The sequence below is a fragment of the Nocardioides humi genome (genome assembly GCF_006494775.1).
GTDB classification, from domain to species: domain Bacteria; phylum Actinomycetota; class Actinomycetes; order Propionibacteriales; family Nocardioidaceae; genus Nocardioides; species Nocardioides humi.
In genome coordinates this window covers 492,709-507,935 of record NZ_CP041146.1, presented here as the reverse complement: position 1 = coordinate 507,935, position 15,227 = coordinate 492,709, and the positions used below count along the sequence as shown (strand labels likewise).

12 protein-coding genes are annotated in these 15,227 nt (G+C 76.6%); 10 read left to right on the top strand and 2 right to left on the bottom strand.

All coding sequences use genetic code 11. From position 1 onward, the window contains the following. The first annotated feature begins 44 nt into the window (after positions 1–44). From FIV44_RS02455 to FIV44_RS31015, 10 genes are all read left to right on the top strand, one after another. The gene (locus FIV44_RS02455) at positions 45–1,157 is read left to right on the top strand and encodes a cellulase family glycosylhydrolase (RefSeq protein WP_141003105.1); all 1,113 of its coding nucleotides are present in this window, start codon (positions 45–47) and stop codon (positions 1,155–1,157) included. Then, a complete protein-coding gene (locus FIV44_RS30155) occupies positions 1,154–1,873 on the top strand; it encodes an ATP synthase subunit B family protein (RefSeq protein ID WP_181410941.1) in 720 nt (239 codons plus the stop codon). Before FIV44_RS02455 ends, FIV44_RS30155 begins: the two co-directional genes overlap by 4 nt. Beyond that, positions 1,870–4,677: an oligosaccharide flippase family protein gene (locus FIV44_RS02450; protein ID WP_181410940.1), complete on the top strand. Its 2,808-nt coding sequence runs from the start codon at positions 1,870–1,872 to the stop codon at positions 4,675–4,677. The genes FIV44_RS30155 and FIV44_RS02450 overlap by 4 nt, the downstream gene beginning before the upstream one ends. Continuing rightward, on the top strand, positions 4,659–5,774 hold the full coding sequence (locus FIV44_RS02445; protein ID WP_141003103.1) for a glycosyltransferase family 4 protein: 1,116 nt from the start codon (positions 4,659–4,661) through the stop codon (positions 5,772–5,774). Before FIV44_RS02450 ends, FIV44_RS02445 begins: the two co-directional genes overlap by 19 nt. Beyond that, on the top strand, positions 5,771–6,862 hold the full coding sequence (locus tag FIV44_RS02440; RefSeq protein WP_141003102.1) for a glycosyltransferase: 1,092 nt from the start codon (positions 5,771–5,773) through the stop codon (positions 6,860–6,862). The genes FIV44_RS02445 and FIV44_RS02440 overlap by 4 nt, the downstream gene beginning before the upstream one ends. Then, a complete protein-coding gene (locus FIV44_RS02435; RefSeq protein ID WP_141003101.1) occupies positions 6,859–7,662 on the top strand; it encodes a hypothetical protein in 804 nt (267 codons plus the stop codon). The genes FIV44_RS02440 and FIV44_RS02435 overlap by 4 nt, the downstream gene beginning before the upstream one ends. Before the next feature lies 1 nt (position 7,663). Next, complete coding sequence (gene galE / locus FIV44_RS02430; protein ID WP_141003100.1) at positions 7,664–8,695, top strand: UDP-glucose 4-epimerase GalE; 1,032 nt, start codon at positions 7,664–7,666, stop codon at positions 8,693–8,695. Positions 8,696–8,715: 20 nt separating this feature from the next. Continuing rightward, complete coding sequence (locus FIV44_RS02425; protein ID WP_141003099.1) at positions 8,716–9,804, top strand: GNAT family N-acetyltransferase; 1,089 nt, start codon at positions 8,716–8,718, stop codon at positions 9,802–9,804. After that, positions 9,801–11,252, top strand: coding sequence for an oligosaccharide flippase family protein (locus FIV44_RS02420; RefSeq protein ID WP_141003098.1), 1,452 nt, complete (start codon positions 9,801–9,803; stop codon positions 11,250–11,252). Before FIV44_RS02425 ends, FIV44_RS02420 begins: the two co-directional genes overlap by 4 nt. A gap of 194 nt (positions 11,253–11,446) precedes the next feature. Then, positions 11,447–12,310, top strand: coding sequence for a helix-turn-helix domain-containing protein (locus FIV44_RS31015; RefSeq protein ID WP_219996253.1), 864 nt, complete (start codon positions 11,447–11,449; stop codon positions 12,308–12,310). A gap of 15 nt (positions 12,311–12,325) precedes the next feature. On the opposite strand, the gene FIV44_RS02410 is transcribed toward FIV44_RS31015, so the two are convergent. Further along, positions 12,326–13,636 carry an O-antigen ligase family protein gene (locus tag FIV44_RS02410; RefSeq protein ID WP_141003097.1) on the bottom strand — a complete coding sequence of 437 codons (1,311 nt, stop codon included), beginning with the start codon at positions 13,634–13,636 and terminating at the stop codon, positions 12,326–12,328. Positions 13,637–13,708: 72 nt separating this feature from the next. Further along, positions 13,709–15,070: a sigma-70 family RNA polymerase sigma factor gene (locus FIV44_RS02405; protein ID WP_181410939.1), complete on the bottom strand. Its 1,362-nt coding sequence runs from the start codon at positions 15,068–15,070 to the stop codon at positions 13,709–13,711. Positions 15,071–15,227 lie beyond the last annotated feature (157 nt).

The following is a 15,227-nucleotide window of genomic DNA, read 5'->3' as shown; positions in this document are numbered from 1 at the left end:
GTCGTCGTCCGCCGCAGCCTGGTGGTGGCCGGCATCATCGGGCTGTGGCTCCTGGGGCGGCGCTGCCGTGGCAGCTCGACGCCCGCTCGCAGTCCGGCGTCGGGCACCGGCCCGCCACCGGGCAGGAGAGCCCCCGCCCGTCCGCCACCCCGTCCACCGACCCGTCCGCGGCCCCCTCCAACGACGCGGAGCCGCGCCGCGGCGACGACGCGCTGGGCTTCCAGCTCTCCGCGCACCACCGGGCGGATGCGCGCCGGGCGCTGAAGGTGATGGACCGGCTCAGCGCCTCCGGTGCCCGCTGGGTGCGGGTCGACGTCGGCTGGGCCACGCTCCAGCCGAACGGCCCGGGCCCGTTCGACCCGTGGTACGCCGGCCTCATCGACGACGTCCTCGCCGGGGCCCGCGCCAGCAACCTCCAGGTGATCGTCTCCTTCTGGCTGACACCGCCGTGGGCCAGCACGACCGGGAGCCTCTACGCCCCGCCGGCGAACCCGCAGGACTACGCGAACGCGCTCGGCCGGGCCGCGCAGCGCTGGCACGACGACGTCGCGGCCTGGGAGGTGTGGAACGAGCCGAACTTCGACGGCTTCCTCACCGGCGCCGACCCGGTCACCTACACCCGGATGCTGTGCGCCGCCTACCCGGCCGTCAAGGAGCACGACGACTCGCCGGTGCTCTTCGGCGGTCTCATGTACAACGACGACGCGTGGCTGGGCAAGGCCTACCGGGCCGGGGCCAAGGACTGCTTCGACGTCCTGGCGACCCACCCCTACGTCGGGCCGAGCGACGCCGCTCCCGACACCCCCTCGGTCGGCGCCGTCTGGCGGCTCACCCACACCCCGGCGATGCGCGCGGTGATGGACGAGTGGGGCGATCGCCACAAGAAGATCTGGATCACCGAGCTCGGCTGGTCGACCGGGACCGACAGCGAGGGCAACGCGTGGGACCGCCCGGTCACGCCCCGCAAGCAGGCGCGCTACCTCAGCGACGCCGTGCGTCTGATCCGCGAGAGCTACGCCTACGTCGGGCCGATCATCTGGTACCGCGACATCGACGGTCCCACCGCGTCGTACCAGGACGGGTTCGGTCTGCTGGGCCCGGACCTGACCGCGAAGCCGGCGCTGCGCGCCTTCGAGGCGGAGGTGCAGGGCCGGTGAGGCGGGTGTTCCGGGGGCGGGACGAGCGCGCGTCCCGGCGGTCGTGGACCTCGCTCGACGATCTGCTCGCCGCCGAGCCGGCGGGCGGCGTCCCCGAGCCGGCGCCGGCCGAACCCGCTGACCCCGCCGAGCCCGCCGAGCCCGAGCTCGCCGAGCCCGCGCCTGCGGACCCGGCGCCCCGGTCCGCCACCGAGGTGGCCCGGCGGCAGGCCACGGAGCTGCTCGACCTCGCCCGGCGCGACCACGCCGAGGCGAGCGTGCAGGCGGCGTCCGTCGTCCGTGAGGCCGAGCAGGTCGCCGAGCGGATCCGCGCCGAGGCCGAGACCGACGCGCGGCGGATCGCGGCCGACATCGAGGAATGGGGCCGCGCCTGCAGCGACCGGGTCGAGCAGCTCGCCGGCGAGCTGACGGCGTACGCCGAGGACCGGGCCACCTGGGTCCGCGACGACGCGCGCCGCAACGCCGCCCGGGAGGCCGACGACGCCGCCCGCCAGCTGGTGGCGGAGCGGTCCGCCGCCGGCGACATCGCGGCCGAGCAGGTCCGCGCCGCCGGGCGCCGGTCGTTCGCCGACGTCATCGACGCCGGCACCGGCCTGCACCGGACCCTCGCGGACGCCGTCGCGCAGCTCGGCGAGGGGATCGCCTCGCTCCAGGAGCGCTGCGCCGCGCTGGAGCGGCTGCTCGCGGACGCCGCCCGAGGAGGGCCGGAGCCGTGACCCAGGTCCTCGCCCCACCCGAGCGCCCGGCGCCGCGAGCGACCGTCGGGGCCGGCTGGCTGGCGGTCGGAGCGACGACCGCCAAGGCCGCCCAGACCGTGGTGCTGCTCGTCTTCGCCGCCGTCCTGGACCCGGGGGAGTTCGGGCTGATCGCGCTCGGCTCCGTCGTCCTCAACGTGGTGACGGTGCTGTCCGACCTCGGCACCAGCACCGCGCTCGTCCACCTGCGCGGCGACGCCGAGCGCGCGGCCCGCAGCGCCGTCACGCTGGCCCTGGCCACCTCGACGGCGCTGGTCGCGGTGGTCTGGGTCGCCGCGCCGTGGCTGGCCACGATGCTCCAGGCCGGCGACACCGGCGCCGGCGTGCTGCGCGGCGTCGTGCTGTGCGCGCCGCTCGTGGCGGTCGCCGGCGTCAGCGGCGAGCTGCTCCGCCGTGCGCTCGACTTCCGGCGACGGGTACTGCCCGACATCGCCGGCAACCTGGTGAGTGCCGTGGTCACCATCGGCGCCCTCGCCGCCGGCCGCGGTGCGTACTCCCTCGTCTACGGACAGCTCGCCCTCGCCGTCGTCGTGCTCGCGGGCTTCTGGGCGGTGCGCCGCCCGGTCCGCCCCGGCTGGTCCCGCGAGGACGTCCGGGCGCTGCTGGTCTTCGGCCGCAGCCTGGCAGCCGGCAGCGTGCTGACCCTGCTGATGCTGAACCTCGACTACGTCATCGTCGCCCACCGGCTGGGTCCGCACGACGTCGGCGTCTACTCGATGGCCTTCCGCCTCGCGGCCATGCCGTACGTCCTCATCGCGCTGGTCATCGGGGGCGCCGTGTTCGCACACCTGTGCCGGCTGCGCGGCAGCGAGATCGGCCGCGCCGCGGTCGATGCAGCCGTCGTGCTGCACGCCCTCGTCGTCCCCCTGTACGTCGCCCTGCTGGTTCTCGCCCCGCGGCTGACCGTGCTGGGGGAGCAGTGGGCGCCCGCCGTTCCCGCGCTGCGGTGGCTGGCGGTCTACGGCCTCCTGCTGTGCCTGCTGGAGCTGCTGCTCGCGACCCTCAAGTCGGTCGGCCGCACCCAGGACCTGCTCCGCCTCACCGCCCTCCACCTCGTCGTCCTGCTCGGCCTGCTGCTCGCCGTGGTCGACCACGGCGTCACCGCGGCGGCCGCCGCCCAGGCCGCCGCCGGGCTGGTCACCGTGGCCGCTGCCGTGCCGCTGGTGCGCCGCCGGGTGCCCGGCCTCGACCGGCCGGCCCTGCTGCGCCTGCTCCGCCGGCTGGCCCCGGTGGCGACCGCGGCCGCCGCTCTCGCCGGCGTCGCCGTGGTCCTCGACCGGGTCGTCCCCGGATCGCCGGACGCGCTGCCGCGCCTCGCGGTCGTGGCCGCCCCGGCGCTCGCAGCGTACGCCGGGACCCTCCTGCTCCTCGACGTCGACGACCACACCGGCGCCCGCGCACTGCTCGCGCGGGTGCGCCCGGCCTGGCTGGGCGTGCTCCCGATCGTCGCCCTGGCCGCCGCCGGCGGGTACGCCGCGGTGACCTCGCCGGGCCTGCTGCTGCTGGGGATCGCCGGCCTCGTCGTCCTCGCCGCCGCGGCCTACCGGGTCGAGTGGGCGGCGCTCGGCTATGTCGTCGTCGAGCCGTTCGGGGACCTGCTCGCCGAGGTCCACCCGCAGGCGGTCAAGGTGGCCGGCGCCGTCCTCTTCCTCGCCTGGCTGGCCCGGCTGGTCGTCGACCCGCGGCCCCGGGGCCTGCGCCAGCCCGCCGTCGTCGCCCTCGGCTGCCTGCTCCTCCTGCTGCTGGCCTCGTTCGCCGCCGCCGGCGCCGACCCGGAGACCGGTGGCGCGCATGCGCTCACCTACACCTCGTACGTCCTGGTGGTCGTCGTCCTGGTCGACACCGTCGCCCGGGGACGGCCGGGTCCGCAGGTCGTCGCCCGCCGGCTGGCGACGGCGTTCCTGCTCTCCTGCACCGCCGCCGGGCTGGTCGCGACCGTGGGCTTCCTCCAGGACGGCGGCCGGGCGGGCGGCCCGCTCTCCGACCCCAACGACCTCGCCTTCTTCATGATCGCGGCGCTGCCCTTCGCCCTGCTCCGGGTGCGCCGTACGCCGCTGACGGCCGTGCTCCTGGCCGGTGCCGCCGCCGTACTGGTCGTCGCCACGCTGGCGACGCTCTCCCGCGGGGCGCTGCTGGGCCTCGCCGTCATGGCGGTGGTGGCGGTGGCGATCGGCGCGCTCCGCGCCACGAGCGCGGTGGCCGTCGCCGCGGCGGCCGGCGTGGCCGTCGTCGCGCTCTGGGCGACGCACGCCGACACCGTCGACCGCAGCCTGCTGGAGAAGGACCACGTCGCGAGCCAGAACGTCGACCGCCGGGTGACGACCTGGACCATCGCGGCCGAGATGACGGCCCGCCACCCGCTGCTCGGGCAGGGACCGGGCGGGTTCGAGGCGGCCGCGGCGCAGTACGTGCCCGCGGGGGTGCCGGTCGTCCGGCAGACCGTGGCCCACCAGATGTACCTCGACGTCAGCGCCGAGCTCGGCCTGCCGGCCCTCGCCGCCTTCCTCGCCGCGATCGGGTACGGCGTGCGCGGCGCCGTCCGCGCGCGCCGGAGCCCGCAGCTGCGCCCGCTCGCCGACGCCGTGCTGGTCGCCTTCGCCGGCACCCTCACCGCGGCCTGCTTCCTCAGCGAGCAGCTCTACCTGCCGGTCTGGCTGCTCATCGCGCTGGGGACGGCGCTGGGGATGGCCCACGCAGCGCGGCCGGTCCCGGAGCCGGCGACCCGTCGGGACGAGGGGGTGCTCGCATGCGCGTCGTCCAGCTGATCACCCAGGAGCGCGGCGGGCCCGTCGACCACGCCCTCGACGTGGCGGCCGAGCTCGCCCGGCTCGGCCACGACAGCCACGTCGTCGGTCCCGCCGGCGTCGTGCTCGAGGACGCCGCACGCAGGGGGGTGCACACCCACCCGGCCGCGATGCGCGACAAGACCGACCTCCGCGGGCTCCGCGACGTCGCCGGCGCGCTGCGCCGGATCCGGCCGGACGTCGTCCACCTGCAGGACCGCCGCGCCGGGCTCGTCGGCCGGCTCCTCGGCCTGCGCGGGTCGCTGCCCACCGTCTACACCCTGCACGGCGTCCCGGACCCGCTGGCCACGCTGGTCCCCGGCAACCTCGAGATCGCGCGGCCCCGGCTCCGCGACCGCGTCGCGTACCTCTGGGCCGAGCGCCTGCTGTCCGGCTCGCCGCGCTCGGCGGTGGTGACGCCCTGCGAGGCGCTGGCCCGCTACGCACGCGACGAGATCGGCGTGGCGCCCGACCGGGTGCACGCCGTACCCAACGGCGTCGCGCCGGACTGGCTCGCCGCCCGGCCCGGGCCCGCGCCGGTCGCTGCGCGCGAGCGGGTGACGGCCGTCTGGGTCGGGCTCATGCAGCCGGTCAAGCGGGTCCCCGACCTGGTCCGGGCGCTGGCCCGGGTACCCGGCCTCGACCTCGTGCTGGTCGGCGACGGCCCCGAGCGAGCGGCCGTCGAGGCCGCCGTCGCCGCGACCGGGACGGCCGGACGGGTGAGCCTCCCCGGCTACGTCGCCGACCCGTCCGGGCTCCTGCGGGACGCCGACCTGTTCCTGCTCTCCTCGGCCGCCGAGGCCTGCCCGATGGCCCTCCTCCAGGCGATGGCCTGCGGCGTCCCGCCGGTCGCGACCCGGGTCGGCGGCGTCCCCGAGATCGTCCGGCACGGCGTCGACGGGCTGCTGGTCTCCCCGGGGGACGGCGAGCAGTGGGTCGAGGCGCTGACGACGCTGACGGCGGACGGCGGCCTGCGTCGCGCACTGGGCACGTCCGCCCGGGCCCGGGTCGCCGAGCGGTTCGACCTGGGCCGCACAGTCGGCTCGCTGGTCGCGATCTACGAGGGAGTGGCCGCATGAGACTGCTGAGCGTCATCTCCGAGCTGGGCGTCGGGGGCGCCGAGGTCGTCGCCGTCCGGCTGGCGATCGACGCCGCCGCCCAGGGCCACGACGTCCGGGTCGCGAGCACGCCGGGCTTCCGGGTCGCCGAGCTCGAGGACGTGGGCGTCGCGCACCTGCCGTTGCGGCTGGTGGGTCGCCGCCCGGCCGACCTGGTGGGCTCGCTGCGGCGGCTGCGCTCGGTCGAGCGGCCCGACCTGGTGCACGCCCACAACCCCAAGCCGTCGGTGCTCGCCCGCCTCGCCTTCCCCCGGCGTACGCCGATCGTCACCACCCTGCACGGCGTGGACGAGGCCGAGGCCGGGCGGGCGGCCCGGATCCTCGCGCGCACCAGCGACCGGGTCGTCGTCGTGGCGCCGCACCTCGCCGAGCAGCTCGAGCGGCACGGGTACCCGGCCGCCCGGATCGACGTCGTCACCAACGGCGTCCCGGCGCCGCCCGCGTACCCCCGCGACGAGGCGCGCCGCGAGCTCGGCCTGCGCGGCACCGAGGTCGCCGGGCTGTGCCTGGCGCGGATGGTCGACCAGAAGCGCCACGACCTCCTGCTCGACGCCTGGGCCCGCCTCGAGCGGCCCGCCACCCTGCTCCTCGCGGGCGACGGCCCCCGGCGCGCCCGCCTGGAGGAGCAGGCGTCCCGGCTCGGCCTGGGCCCGCGGGTCCGCTTCCTCGGGCCGCGCTCCGACGTGCCGCGGCTGCTCGCCGCGGCCGACCTCATGGTCCTGCCCACCGACTGGGAGGGCCTGCCGATCTCGGTGCTCGAGGCGCTGGGCGCCGGCGTGCCCGTCGTGGCCTCGGCGGTGCCGGGGATCGTCGACCACTTCGCCGGCGCGGTGCGCATGGCGCGCCCGGGCTCGGTGCCGGCACTCGCCCGGGCCCTCGACGAGGTCACGGGCGACCGCGCCGTCCGCGCGGCGCTCGGCGACCGCGGGCGGGCCGTCTTCCGCCAGCGGTTCGACGCCGACCGGATGGTGGCCCGCTACCGGGAGATCCATGCCCGCGTGCTCGGGGCACCGGCCTGCGCGGGAATGACAACGGAAGGAATGCGATGAGCCCCTGGAGCGAGGATCGAGGGCCCAAGTGGCCGCTGTTCGTCGGCTTCGGCTGCCTGCTGGTCGGCCTGGTCGGCGGCTTTCTGCTCATGACCGGCGTCGTGGACCGGACGTCCGACGAGCCCGACCGGCCCGCGGCCGGCCGGACCACCACGCCGGCCGGTCCCGACGACACGCCGAGCGCCGACCCCGCCGACCCGTCGGAGCCCCGCCTGGGCGTCGTCTCCTGGGGGATGGCCGCCGGACAGCTCGCCGTCGTCGTCCGCAACGACTCCGACCGGGTCATCGACCGGGCGCGGGTGGCCATCACCGCCCGCGACCGCTCGGGCGTCGCGCTGCTCACCACCAGCGGCACGCCCAAGGACGTGTGCTGCACGATCGTCGGACTCGCGCCCGGCCAGGAGTTCGGCCTGTTCGCGCAGCTCCGCTCGGAGCTCAGGGACGTCGCCGACGTCGAGGTCCGGCCGGTCTCCGCCGACCTCGGCGAGACCGGGGACGCGCCGCGGATCGACGTCGGTCGCCCGAAGCTGCACCGCGAGACCGACGACACCGTGGTGACGGTCCGGCTGACCGCGCACGGCGAGCTCACCGGGTACGTCGCCGCCCAGGCGGTGCTCGTCGACGAGAACGGCGCCGTGGCGCAGGTCGTGTCCGGGCGGTTCTACTGCTTCGCCCCGGGGGAGCCGCGCCGGATCCGGCTGCGGCTCTTCCATCCCGTGCCCGCGCAGCTGCAGCTCGAGCGGGTCCTCGCCCAGGCCATCCCGGACGGCGTGCCGCCGGGCGTGCCCGGACGGTGCTGACATGGACGTCCTGATCACCGGCGGAGCCGGCTACATCGGCAGCACCGTCGCCTCCGCGCTGACGGACGCCGGGCACCGGGCGGTCGTCCTCGACGACCTGTCGACCGGGCGCGCCGAGTTCGTGCGCGGGCACCGGTTCTACCAGGGGGACGTCGCCGACCGCGCCCTCGTCCGCCGGGTGCTCGCCGAGAACCCCGGCATCACGGCCGCCGTGCACTGCGCGGCGCGGGTCGTCGTACCGGACTCGGTCGCCCGGCCCGGCGACTACTACCGCACCAACGTGACCGGCACCCTGGAGCTCGCCGAGACCCTCGCCGGCTGCGGTGTGCGGGACCTGGTCTTCAGCAGCTCGGCCGCGATCTACCGGCCCGGGACGGACCACAGCGTCGACGAGTCCTCGCCCTGGGCGCCCGCCAGCCCCTACGCGCGGACCAAGGCGATCGCCGAGACGATGCTCGCCGACCTCGCCGTCGCCACCGGTCTCCGCGTCCTCGCGCTGCGCTACTTCAACCCCGTCGGCGCCGACCCGCTGCTGCGGACCGGCGTCCAGCTGCGCAGGCCCACGCACGCGCTCGGCGTGCTCGCCCACGCCTGGGGTGCCGGCACCCCGTTCTCGATCATGGGGACCGACTACCCGACCCGCGACGGCACGGCGATCCGCGACTACGTGCACGTGTGGGACCTCGCCCGGGCCCATGTCACCGCGCTCGAGCGGTTCGACCGTGCCCTCGACGGGCGTCCGGCCCACGCCATCAACCTCGGCACCGGCCGCGGCACCACCGTGCGCGAGCTGGTCGCGGCCTTCGAGCACGCGACCGGCCGCCCGGTGCCCGTCGTCGAGGGGCCCCGCCGGCCGGGCGACACCGTGGGCGCCTACGCCCGCACCGACCGGGCGCGCCGGCTGCTCGGCTGGCGGGCCGAGCGGGACCTCGCCACCGCCGTCGCCGACACGCTGGCCTGGCTCGAGCGCCGCGGGCTGGTGCTGCCCGACCTGTCGCGACGTGAGCGGGTGCCCGCAGGATCAGGAGGGTGACGCCGGTGCACCAGAGAGGCATGCCCGCGCGTACCGCCGTCACCGCGACCGCCGTCGCGGTCGGTGCTGCCGCCCTCACGGAGCTGACCGGCCTCGCGTCGTACGTCGACCGGCACAGCACCGCGTTCTCGACCTCGTCCGCCTGGCTCGGCGCCGCGGCCCGGCACCTGCCGGGGGAGCCGGTCGCGATCACCGTGCGCCGGGACGGCGCCGTCGTCGGTCTCGCCGCCCTGGCGGTACGCCGCCGGCGCGGCGTGACGCGCGTCGAGGTGCTGGGCGGCGGGCTCAACGACTACGCCGAGCTGTTCCACGACGACGTGGACGCCGCCGACGTGCTCGCCGAGGCGATCGCGGCCTGGATCCGCGGTCACCGCCGCTGGTCGCTCGCCCTGAGCCAGCTCGCGCCGGAGGACCCGGTGCTGGCGGGGCTCCGTGCGCGCCTCCCCGGCGCGACGGTCGTCGCCGGGCCGCCGATGCCGCGGATCGACGGGCCGGGCACGACCTACCGGCTCAGCCGCAACCGGCGGCGCAAGCCGCACACCGCGCTCAACCGCCTGGCGAGCGACGGGCTGGCCGCGACGAGCCTGGAGGTGGACGATCCCGAGGGCTTCGAGCGGTGGCTCCCGGCCGTGATCGACGTGCGCCGGGGGCGCGACCACGGGAGCGGCCGGCGCAGCCACCTGGACGACCCGGCCACGCGCGCGTTCTACGAGGCCTTCGTGCGCGCCGCCGTCGCCGAGGGCCGGGCGCGGATGCACCTGCTGGTCGTCGGCGAGGAGGTGCTGGGCTTCGCGACCACGATGACCGACGGCGCCACGCTCCGGCTGTACGACGGCCGGGTCGCGCAGGACTGGCTGCGCTACCGCGGCGGGATCGTCTGCGAGATGGCGGCCGTGCAGCGCGCGGTCGCCGACCCCGGCATCACCACCTTCGACTGGCTGCGGGGCCGGACCGAGGCCAAGTTCGGCAACGCCGAGATCCACCGCTGCGAGCTGCGTGCGGCCTCCCACGCCTGGATCGGGGCGGTCGACGCCTGGGAGGCCCGTGCCCGGAGCCGGGTCAAGGCGATGCTCCCCGACGCGGCCGTGCGCCGGATCGCCGAGCGATGACGGACGTGACGGAGCAGGACGACGACCTGCTGCGGCGTACCGGCGCCGCGATCGTGACCCTCGCCGTCGCCGAGCTGCTCGGCAAGGTCGCGACCTTCGTGACCTTCCTGCTCCTCGCCCGGATCCTGGGAGTCGCCGAGTTCGGCGTGCTCTCCTTCGGCTGGAGCCTCGGCCTCCTGCTCGCCGTGTTCTCCTCGCTCGGCCTCGAGGCGCGGCTCACCCAGCTCGGCAGCGCCCGCCCCGACCTGCTCGACCGCTGCTACGGAGCGCTGGTGGGGATCCGGCTGGTGCTCTCCGCCGCCGTGCTGGTGCCGACCGCGATCGTCCTGTTCGCGACCATGGCGCCCGCGAGCGCCCTCGCTGTCACCCTGCTCGTGGCGGCGGGGCTGGCCGAGACGCTCGTCGACGCCTCCCGTGCGGCGTGCGGCGCCCGCCAGCGGCAGCACCTGTCCGCCGTCGTCCTGGTGATCCAGCGCTTCTCCGCGCTGGTCCTGGCCGTCGGCGTCCTGCTCGCGACGTCGAGCGTGTGGTGGACCGCGCTCGGCTACCTCCTCGCCACCTGCGTCGGCGTCGTCGGCATGCACATCGCCGCGCACCGGGCCGGGGTCCGGCTGCGGATGCGGGGGAGCCGGGCCGAGGTCCGGATGATCCTGGAGGCCGCTCCCGTCATGGGGCTCGGCGCGGTCGCCTCGATGGGGATGTTCCGCATCGACGCGGCGCTGATCGGCATCATCCTCGGCACCACCGCCGTCGGCGTGTACGGCGCCGGGTACCGCGTGTTCGAGACGGTGCTCTTCGTCAGCTGGACCCTCTCGCGCGCCTACGTCCCGGTCATCGCCAGCCGGCCCGACGACCGTGAGCACGTGCGGCTCTGGGCGCAGCGCAGCCTCGTCGTCGTGGCGGCGATCTACGTGCCCTACGGCGTCCTGCTCGCCACCCGGGGCGACGACCTCGTGGGCCTGCTCTTCGGCCCCGAGTTCGTCCACCGCGGCCTGATGTGGGGCCTGGCCGCCGCACCGCTCCTCTTCGGCGTCTCCTACCTTGCCTCGACGGTCCTGCTGGCTCTGCGGCCCTACCCGGTGGTGCTGGTCTCGAGCGTGGTGGCGCTGGCCGTCAACGTCGGGCTCAACCTCTGGCTGATCCCGCGCTGGGGACTGACGGCGGCCGCCTTCGCCACGTCGTTCGCCTTTCTGGTCGAGTCGGTGATCGTGCTGCGCGCGCTCGTCCGGATCGTGGGCCAGGTCGTGTCGGCCCGGGCGATGCTCGTCGTCGGCGCCGCGTCCGCCGCGGTCGGCGTGGCCCTGGAGACGATCGGCCCGCTGCCCCTGGCGCTGGCCGTCGCCGCGGTCGGCTACCTGCTGGTCGCCGCGCTCGTCGTACGCCGGCTCGTGCCGACCGCCGCCACGCAGGTCCGCGCGGCCCTGCGTCCTCCGCCGGCGGCGTCGTGATGTCGGATCTGATACCGCATGGCGGGAATGCCTCGCATCCGCTGCGACTAGCCTGCATTGTGACCATCGGCGGTTGGGCGCTCGGGTGCCGGCCGCATCAGGTTCGGCTCCGGGGAGGGGTCGGGGGAGGGGTCGGGCATGCGAGCGATCCTGCGCGCCTCCGGCCGGGCGCGGTAGCCGGGACGAGCAGCAGCGTGCGGGGGATCATCGCGTCGTTCGAGCGGCGCGTGCAGGTGGACGAGGCCGTCCAGGAGCTCTGGTACCGCGTCTCCGCGGGCCTGGACGTCCGCGACGGCAGCCGGGCCGTGATCGGGAGGTCCGTGCTGGCCAACGCCCTCGCGCTGATCCACTTCCCGGAGGTCGGCGACGTGGACGACCTGGCCCGGCTCGTGCAGGAGCACGGCGGTCGCCAGGTCGCCCAGACCCAGGAGGACGTCCTCGCCCCGGTCGACGACCCCGAGCGCACGCTGACCACGCGGCTGGTCCGGGTGCTCGGCGGCTATGCCTGGGGCGGCGGGGCGCGACCGGGCACCCCGCTCGCCCCCGACGGGCGCGCCGACCTGCAGCAGGTCGCCGGCGAGGCCGTCGCGCGCCTGCTCCTGGTGGGCGCCGCCGACCCCGAGCCGCCGGCCGTCGACGGCGAGCAGGCCCTGCTGGCCGTCTTCCGCGACGGCCACGTCCCCGTGTGGCGGGCCCTGGTCGGGGGCATCGCGGCCGACCCCTGGAACGGGACCACCGACCGGAGCCTCGGCCTGCTGGACCCCGCCGAGCGACCGCTCGAGATCGCCAGCATCCGCGCGGTCGCCGACGTGTGCCGCCGGGACGCGGAGGAGGCGGAGCGCCAGGCCGTGGCCGCCCACATCCGCTCCGTGATCGAGCAGGCGGGACTGACCCAGCGCGGGTTCGCCGCCCTGGTCGGCACCTCGCCCTCGCGCCTGTCGACGTACGCGACCGGCGCCGTCACGCCGTCGGCCGCGATGCTGCTGCGGATCAACCGGGTCGCCCGCCGGCTCCGGGAGCGCCGTGACGCCGACGGCTCCCCTCCGGACGTCCTGTAGCCCGCGTCAGCCGCGTCAGCTCGGGCGGCCGTCGGAGCGTGCCGTCTCGGCGACGACGGCCATGCCCAGCAGGGTCCAGACCAGGCCGGCGACGATGGGGTTGCGCAGCGGCATGTCGAACACGCAGTGGACGGCGACCGCGACGAGTGCGGCGATCACCGCCATGCTCCGGGTCCGCAACAGCGACCCGCCCACGTCGACGGCGGGACCGGCCAGCGCGTGGCGTCGTGCCGCGATGACGCACCCGGCCACCACGACCGCGCCGAAGCCGAGCCCGATGGCGCCGCGCTCGGCGAGGACGGTGAGGAGGAGGTCGTGCGGATGCTGCGCGCCGTACGACGAGATGGCGCTGGTCGAGTCGCCGGCGGCCACCGGGTAGCCGCCCGGCCCCACGCCGAACCACGGGTGGGTGGTGGCCTGGCGCCAGGCCTCCGCCCAGATCAGCGGGCGGTCGTCGTACTGGTTCTGGCTCGGGTCCTGGAGCGAGCGCAGCCGTGCGCCGAGCGCGCCGAGCACGGCGGTGCTGGTCGGCAGTACGAGAGCGGCCGCGCAGGTCGCGACGACGGCGGCGCCGATGCCGGCGAGGGCCCGCCGGGTCCGCGGCTCGGCGATCGCCAGGCAGACCAGCGCCGCGATCCCGCCGATCCAGGCGCCGCGCGACATGCTCATCGCCCACGCCATGGCCAGGCACGCCGTCGCGATCCCGAGGACCGCGAGCCGGCGGCGCGACGGCGTGGTGACCAGGCAGGCGACCGCGATGGGGAGCAGTGCGGCACAGAAGATGCCGAGCTCGTTGGGCTGTGCGAACGGGCCCGTCAGCCGCCCGTTGATGACCGACCCGCCCTCCGCCGCCTCCAGCGACCCGGCCGAGACCAGTGTCATCACCGCCACCACGCCGCCCACGAGGACGAGGAGGTCGGGGCCGTCCCGCTCGAGACCGGGTCGATAGGCGAAGGAGACCCCGACGGCGTAGCCCAGGGTCAGGAACGAGATCACCACCAGCGTCACCCCGTCCGGGGGGCGCACGCCGACCGCCGTCGAGACGACGCCGCCGGCCGCGCAGAGCCCGAGCCCGAGCAGGACCCCCGAGGCAGGCAGGACCGCCTCGTCCCGCGCCAGCGCCCCCAGCGCGAGCAGGGCCGGCAGCGCCATCGCGACGTACACCAGGCTCATGCCGAGCACCGGGACGCCGACATCGCCGAACGGCAGCACCACCATCACGGCCGCCACCCCGAGCGCCGCCCAGCGGCTGGTCCCCGGACCGACCGGCGCGAAGCCCGGTACGGCGGGCGGGCGCGGGCGCGCGTCGACGAGGAGCTGGCTCACGCATCTCTGGTGCTCGCCGCTCGCCCCGGTGATCCACGGAGGGCCGGTTTTCCTCCCGCTCGGGGAGCGTGGTCAGGGGCGCCCGGCCCGGTCCCGCGGCAGCGCGCCGGTGGGGACGAGCCGGGTCAGGTCCGGCTCGAGGGGCAGGGCGGTGAGCTCGAGGGGTGCGGGCGAGGGGAGCGACGGCAGGGCCGAGGCGCCCGCCCGCACCGCGCACCGCAGCGCCCGCTCCAGGTGGGCGGGCAGCGTCGTGCCCATGTCGGCGCAGTCGACGGCCGCGGCCGGGGGCGGTGCGTCGGCGCGGTCGGGGTGGTCCGGGTGCGGCGGTGTCGCCGGGTCCGGCGGCGGGGCCGCGGGCGCCCCGGTGGCCTCGGCGGCGCCCAGCGTCCCGGTCGCGGGGGCGGAGCGGGGTCGCGGCGCCATGGGTCGGGGGTCGCGGGCGGGCGGTGCCGCGATCTCGGACAGGCCGGGCGGCGGTACGTCGGGAGTCGCGCCCTGCCGGTCCACGTGGACGCCGGTGACGACGACCGCGGCCGCGACGACGGCGGCGGCCGCGGTCGCAGCACCGGTCGCGGCGCCGGTCGCCGTGGTCGTGCCCGCCAGCGCCCCGCCGCTGGCCGCGCCGCCGTACCAGCCCGCCGAGACCGGGGACGCGCCGGCCACGACGACCGGGAGCAGCCAGCCGGCCAGCTTCCGGTTGGTCCGCTCGAGGTGCAGATGGACGCCGAGGCAGGCCGGGCAGGTCGCGAGGTGGTCCGCCGTCCTCCGCTCCGCACGGGCGCCGAGCTGGTCGCGGACGTACCGGCTGAGGCGGGCCTGCGTCCACGCGCACGCGGCGCTGCCGGCGACGGTCCCGTCCGTGGCGTCGAGGTGCTGGTCGAGGTAGGCCTTGCGCAGGCCCTCCCGCGCCCGGTGGGCGAGCGAGGAGACGGCGCGGGGGCGGAGGCCGAGCAGCTCCCCGAGCTCGCCCGGCTTGCGGCCCTCGACCTCGAGGTGCCACAGGATCCGCTGCCAGGACGACGGCAGGGTGGCGAATGCGCGCGCCGCCCGGTCCGCGTCGATGTCGCCCGGTGTCTCCCCGGGCGGTGCGACGGGCTCGTCCAGGAGCCACGGCTGGTCCGACGCGGGCTCCTCCCGGGTACGGCGCAGCCGGTCGCGGAAGGCGTTGCGGATGGTGGTGTGCAGGTAGGAGCGGAAGTTCGTCGTCGGCCCGCGCCCGGCCCGGACCTGGGCGAGGACCCGTGCGAAGGCCTCCGCCACCAGCTCCTCGGCGTCGTCCGGCCCGGTCAGCGCCACCGCGAGCCGGCGGGCGCCCGCCACGTGCTGACGCCAGAGACGGTCGAGGTCGAGGTCGCCGCCGACCGCCGCCAGCGGCCGCGGGCGCGCCCCCGTTCGCGCGCCCGGGGCGTCGGCCGGCACACGTCGCTCCGCCATGCGGCACCCCCCAGCGCCCGGACGCCGTCTCTCGGCGTCGATCCAGTGCGTGGCATCGCGACCCGAGCCTCCTCCACGGCTCCTCGGATCGTAGTGAACCTTCCCGGATATCGCGTGATGTTCGGTGAGGTCGTGCGTCTGGACTGGTGGCTGGGTC

Bases quoted from the DNA above. Each gene is read 5' to 3' on its own strand.
- FIV44_RS02425 (WP_141003099.1), top strand. From the start codon at position 8,716: ATGCCCGCGCGTACCGCCGTCACCGCGACCGCCGTCGCGGTCGGTGCT.
- FIV44_RS02440 (WP_141003102.1), top strand. From the start codon at position 5,771: ATGAGACTGCTGAGCGTCATCTCCGAGCTGGGCGTCGGGGGCGCCGAG.
- FIV44_RS02405 (WP_181410939.1), bottom strand. From the start codon at position 15,070: ATGGCGGAGCGACGTGTGCCGGCCGACGCCCCGGGCGCGCGAACGGGG.
- FIV44_RS02420 (WP_141003098.1), top strand. From the start codon at position 9,801: ATGACGGACGTGACGGAGCAGGACGACGACCTGCTGCGGCGTACCGGC.
- FIV44_RS02435 (WP_141003101.1), top strand. From the start codon at position 6,859: ATGAGCCCCTGGAGCGAGGATCGAGGGCCCAAGTGGCCGCTGTTCGTC.
- galE (WP_141003100.1), top strand. From the start codon at position 7,664: ATGGACGTCCTGATCACCGGCGGAGCCGGCTACATCGGCAGCACCGTC.
- FIV44_RS02445 (WP_141003103.1), top strand. From the start codon at position 4,659: ATGCGCGTCGTCCAGCTGATCACCCAGGAGCGCGGCGGGCCCGTCGAC.